This window comes from Streptomyces sp. NPDC046215 (assembly GCF_040646215.1).
Taxonomy (GTDB): Bacteria; Actinomycetota; Actinomycetes; order Streptomycetales; family Streptomycetaceae; genus Streptomyces; species Streptomyces stramineus.
In genome coordinates, this window is the sequence record NZ_JBEYZW010000173.1 from 1 (window position 1) to 4,290 (window position 4,290).

Below are 4,290 nucleotides of genomic sequence, written 5' to 3' on the forward strand. Positions count from 1 at the left end.
GACCGTGTGGGAGAGTAGGACGCCGCCGAACAATTTTTGATGAAAGCCCCGGTGGGAACTTCGGTTCCTACCGGGGCTTTCTGCATTTCCCGAACCTTTTTACGTCTCGCGACGCGCGGACAGCGGGCCGGCCGCCGCTACTGGCTCCGCGTTCCGCTCCGCCCACGCCGTGAGCGCTGCCTTGCAGGCGTGGTCCATATGCCGCATGCCACTCAGGTCGAGTTCCACATCCCGTCCCGGACCCGGCAGTGCCTCCAGCTCGTCCAGCAGCTTGGGCAGGCGCAGGAAGTTCGCATTGCCGAGCACCCGGGCCCGTACGACACCATTCGCCGCGGCGATCGTCTCGACATGCACCTGCGAGCTCTCCCACGCGGCCTTCGCGACTGCCATGAGCAGGCCGAGAAGGACACCCTCGAACAGATTCGTCGCCACGATCGCCCCGCTGGTCACCACCAGCACGACCGCTTCACCGCGGTGTTGCTGCCACAGCCGCACCAGGTCCCGCCCCGGCAGTAGCTTCCAGCCCGCGTGAATCAGGACTCCCGCGAGCGCCGCCACCGGAATCACCCCCAGGGCCCAGGGCAGCAGTGCCGCGAAGATCAGCAACCACAGCCCGTGCAGGACACGCGAAGCCTTCGTCCGAGCGCCCGCCCGCACGTTGGCGGCGCTGCGGACGATCACAGCCGTCATGGGCAGCGCGCCCAGCACACCGCACACCGTATTGCCGGCGCCCTGGGCGATGAGCTCCTTGTCGTAGTCCGTGCGCGGCCCGTCGTGCAGCCGGTCCACCGCGGCCGCGCTGAACAGGGACTCCGCCGAGGCGATCAGCGCGAAGGCGACCACCGTCCCCAGCACGCCGATCTCGCCGAGGCGCGCGAACTCCGCGCCGTCCGGCGGCTGTACGGCATGGAGGACGCCGCTCACCTCGACCCGCGCCACCGGCAACGACAGCACCGCCACCGCGATCGTCGCCAGCGCGACGGCGGCCAGCGGAGCGGGCAACACCCGTACTCCAGCACGCCACTTGGGCCACAGTGCCAGCACCAGTACCGTGCCGGCGCCTACGGCGACGGCGGACAGCGCGTCCGGCGACCCCACGGTGTCGGCGATCAGGCCGGGTACCCCGCTCAGATTGGCGAGACCGCCCCCTGGTGGATGGGAATCGGCGAGTGCGTACAGCTGGCCGGCGATGAGGACGAGCCCGATGCCCGCCAGCATGCCCTGGACCACCGCGACGGAGATCGCCCGGAACCACCGCCCCAGACGGAGCACGCCCATGGCGACCTGGAGCAGCCCGGCGGCCAGGACCAGCATGCCGAGGGCCTGGAGTCCGTACTCCTGCACGGCCTCGTACACGAGTACCGTCAGCCCGGCTGCCGGGCCGCTGACCTGCAGGCTGCTGCCCGGCAGCAGTCCGGTGAGCAGCCCGCCGACGACCCCGGTGACGAGCCCGAGTTCGACCGGGACACCGGAGGCGACGGCGATGCCGACGGAGAGCGGCACGGCGATGAGGAAGACGACGATCGAAGCCGTGAAGTCCGCCCGCAGAGTGCCGCGGCGACCGGGCTTGGGGCCGGGGGTTTCGGAGCCCGGGGCCTCGGTGCCGGAGGTGAGGCCCGACTTGGCCCGGGGGTGGGGAGGGTTTGACCTGAGCTTGGCCCGGCCCAGCACATTCCGGGCATGGCGGAAGGGTATTTTCTCCATGAGGTTGCCTCCAGCGTGCGGTGCGCGCAGCGATGTGGATCGGTGCCCGTCAGGGGTGAGGTACGGGCAGCGACAGACGTCAGGGTGGGGGTCGGCCGGACGGTAGAGGGTGACGGAGCGTGCCGTGGACACCCGCGGTCATTCTGTCCAAGCAGCCCTGGGGTTGGGCCTGTTGGCGTGTAACCACGAGGTAAAGCTGGAGTCGGACAGTCGTAAAAGATGATTCCGTTCACTCCGGCGTGTGCCCAGGCGGTCATACGTTCTTCCCGCGCCGGAAGGTGGAGTGTGCGCCGGGTGCGAAGATGGCCGGGCACGCCCCCTGAAAGTCCAGCGCAGCGAAGAGGTGAGCGGCCCCGTGGCCCAGAAAGTCGCCGTCCTCGGCACCGGAAAGATCGGCGAGGCACTCCTCAGCGGGATGATCCGCGCGGGCTGGTCGCCCGCCGATCTTCTCGTCACCGCCCGCCGCCCGGAGCGCGCCGAAGCGCTGCGGGCCCGCTACGGCGTCGACACGGTCACCAATATCGAGGCGGCCAAGGCCGCGGACACCCTCATCCTCGCCGTGAAGCCCCAGGACATGGCGACGCTCCTCGAGGAGCTGGCCCCGCACCTGCCGGCCGACCGCCTGGTCATCAGCGCGGCCGCCGGCATCCCGACGGCCTCCTTCGAGGAGAAGCTGCCGGACGGCACCCCCGTCGTCCGCGTCATGCCGAACACGCCGGTCCTCGTGGACGAGGGGATGTCCGTCATCTCCGCGGGCACCCACGCCACGGAGGACCACCTGTTGCGCACCGAGGCGATCTTCAAGCCCGTCGGCAAGACCCTCCGGGTGCCCGAGAGCCAGCAGGACGCGGCGACCGCACTCTCCGGCTCCGGCCCGGCGTACTTCTACTTCCTCGTCGAGGCGATGACCGACGCGGGCATCCTCCTGGGCCTTCCCCGGGACAAGGCCCACGATCTGATCGTCCAAGCGGCCATCGGCGCGGCCGTCATGCTGCGCGACAGCGGCGAGCACCCCGTCAAGCTCCGTGAGGCGGTCACCTCGCCCGCCGGTACGACGATCAGCGCGATTCGGGAACTGGAGCGCCACGGCGTACGAGCCGCCCTGATCGCCGCCCTCGAAGCGGCCCGCGACCGCAGCCGCGAACTGGCCTCCGGGCAGGCATGAAGCCCTCGGCAGGGTCACCGGTGCCGCGGAGTACGCCGCGGCACCGGTGACTGCTGTCCCAGGTGTTACCGCTTTCGCTATGCGGGCGGCATCAGCCCGATGGCCGCGTACGCCGCGTCGACGGTGGGCCGGGCCAGGGATCGCGCCCGCTCGGCGCCCTCGCGCAGAACCGCGTCCACATAACCGGGGTCCGCGCACAATTCCGCGTGCCGGTCCCGGACGGGCTGGAGCAGGGCCAGCACGGCGTCGGCGGTGTCCTGTTTCAGAGCGCCGTACGAGGAGTAGTGCTCGGCCAGGTCCGCCGGCTTTCCGCCTGTGCACGCCGCGAGGATCTCCAGCAGATTGGCCACGCCGGGCCTTTCCTCCGGGTCGTACACGACGTCACTGCCGCTGTCGGTCACAGCGCGCATGATCTTCTTCCGTACGATGTCGGCCTCGTCGAGCAGATAGACGATGCCGGCGGTCTCCGCGTGGGACTTTCCCATCTTCGACAGCGGGTCCTGGAGGTCCATGACCCGGGCCGCCACGGCCGGGACAACGGCCTTCGGCACGGTGAATGTCCTCCCGTACCGCTGGTTGAAGCGGACGGCCAGGTCCCGGGTCAGTTCCACGTGCTGCGCCTGGTCGTCCCCCACCGGCACCTCGTCCGCCGCGTAGGCGAGGATGTCGGCCGCCATCAGCACCGGGTAGGTCAGCAGCGACAACCGGACGTTCCCGCCCACCGCCCGCTCGCGCGCCGACTTCTCCTTGTACTGGATCATGCGCCGCATCTCTCCGTCGGAAGCCGTGCATTCCAGGAGATAGGCGAGGCGAGTGTGTTCGTGCACATGGCTCTGCACGAACACGGTGCACCGGGCGGGCTCCAGGCCGGCCGCGAGCAGGAGGGTGGCCGCCTGCCGACTGAGCCTTCGGACCCGGGCCGGATCGTGATCCACGGTCAAGGCGTGCAGATCCACGACGCAGAAGAGGGCGTCGGCTTTGTGCTGGTCCACGTCCACCCATTGGCGCACGGCGCCGAGGTAGTTCCCCAGCGTGAGGTGGCCGGTGGGTTTGATGCCGCTGAAGATCCTGGGCATGGGTCTTGCCTCCTTGAGGAGGGCTCACCGCCACAGACAGCGAAAAGGCCGCCGGGGGCGGCGGCCGTTGGGTGCATGCGCAAGGTACGGGCCGCCGTCAGACGGTCCACCACTGCTGGGTGCAGCTGCGCGCATGCTGGTTCATGCGTCGACCGTACGCCTCGGAAACCCCCTTGCGCCACGGGTTTGATGGGGCCTACGGGCTCGTGTAGAGTTCTTCGAGTTGCCACGGCGTCCGCGAGGACGGCGAGGCGGCCACTCACGCCGCACCGGCGGCAATCTCTACTGCACGGCCCCTTAACGGGATGGATTTCGGCGTGCCGGAATTCGCTCGGCGGCTCCGAT

3 protein-coding genes are annotated in these 4,290 nt (G+C 69.8%); 1 reads left to right on the top strand and 2 read right to left on the bottom strand.

The window, feature by feature from the left end:
• Positions 1–99: 99 nt before the first annotated feature.
• The gene (locus ABZ951_RS33540) at positions 100–1,704 is read right to left on the bottom strand and encodes a SulP family inorganic anion transporter (protein ID WP_344098158.1); all 1,605 of its coding nucleotides are present in this window, start codon (positions 1,702–1,704) and stop codon (positions 100–102) included.
• Positions 1,705–2,059: 355 nt separating this feature from the next.
• Between ABZ951_RS33540 and proC the strand changes: the two genes are divergently transcribed.
• Positions 2,060–2,869, top strand: a complete 810-nt coding sequence (gene proC, locus ABZ951_RS33545) for a pyrroline-5-carboxylate reductase (protein ID WP_344098157.1) — start codon at positions 2,060–2,062, stop codon at positions 2,867–2,869.
• A gap of 77 nt (positions 2,870–2,946) precedes the next feature.
• Here the strand turns inward: proC and trpS are convergent, their stop codons facing one another.
• Positions 2,947–3,945 (bottom strand): tryptophan--tRNA ligase, encoded by a 999-nt coding sequence (gene trpS, locus ABZ951_RS33550; protein ID WP_344098156.1) that lies wholly within the window; start codon positions 3,943–3,945, stop codon positions 2,947–2,949.
• Positions 3,946–4,290: the final 345 nt, after the last annotated feature.

Coding starts and splice junctions, on each gene's coding strand:
- ABZ951_RS33540 (WP_344098158.1), bottom strand. CDS start 1,704: ATGGAGAAAATACCCTTCCGCCATGCCCGGAATGTGCTGGGCCGGGCC.
- trpS (WP_344098156.1), bottom strand. CDS start 3,945: ATGCCCAGGATCTTCAGCGGCATCAAACCCACCGGCCACCTCACGCTG.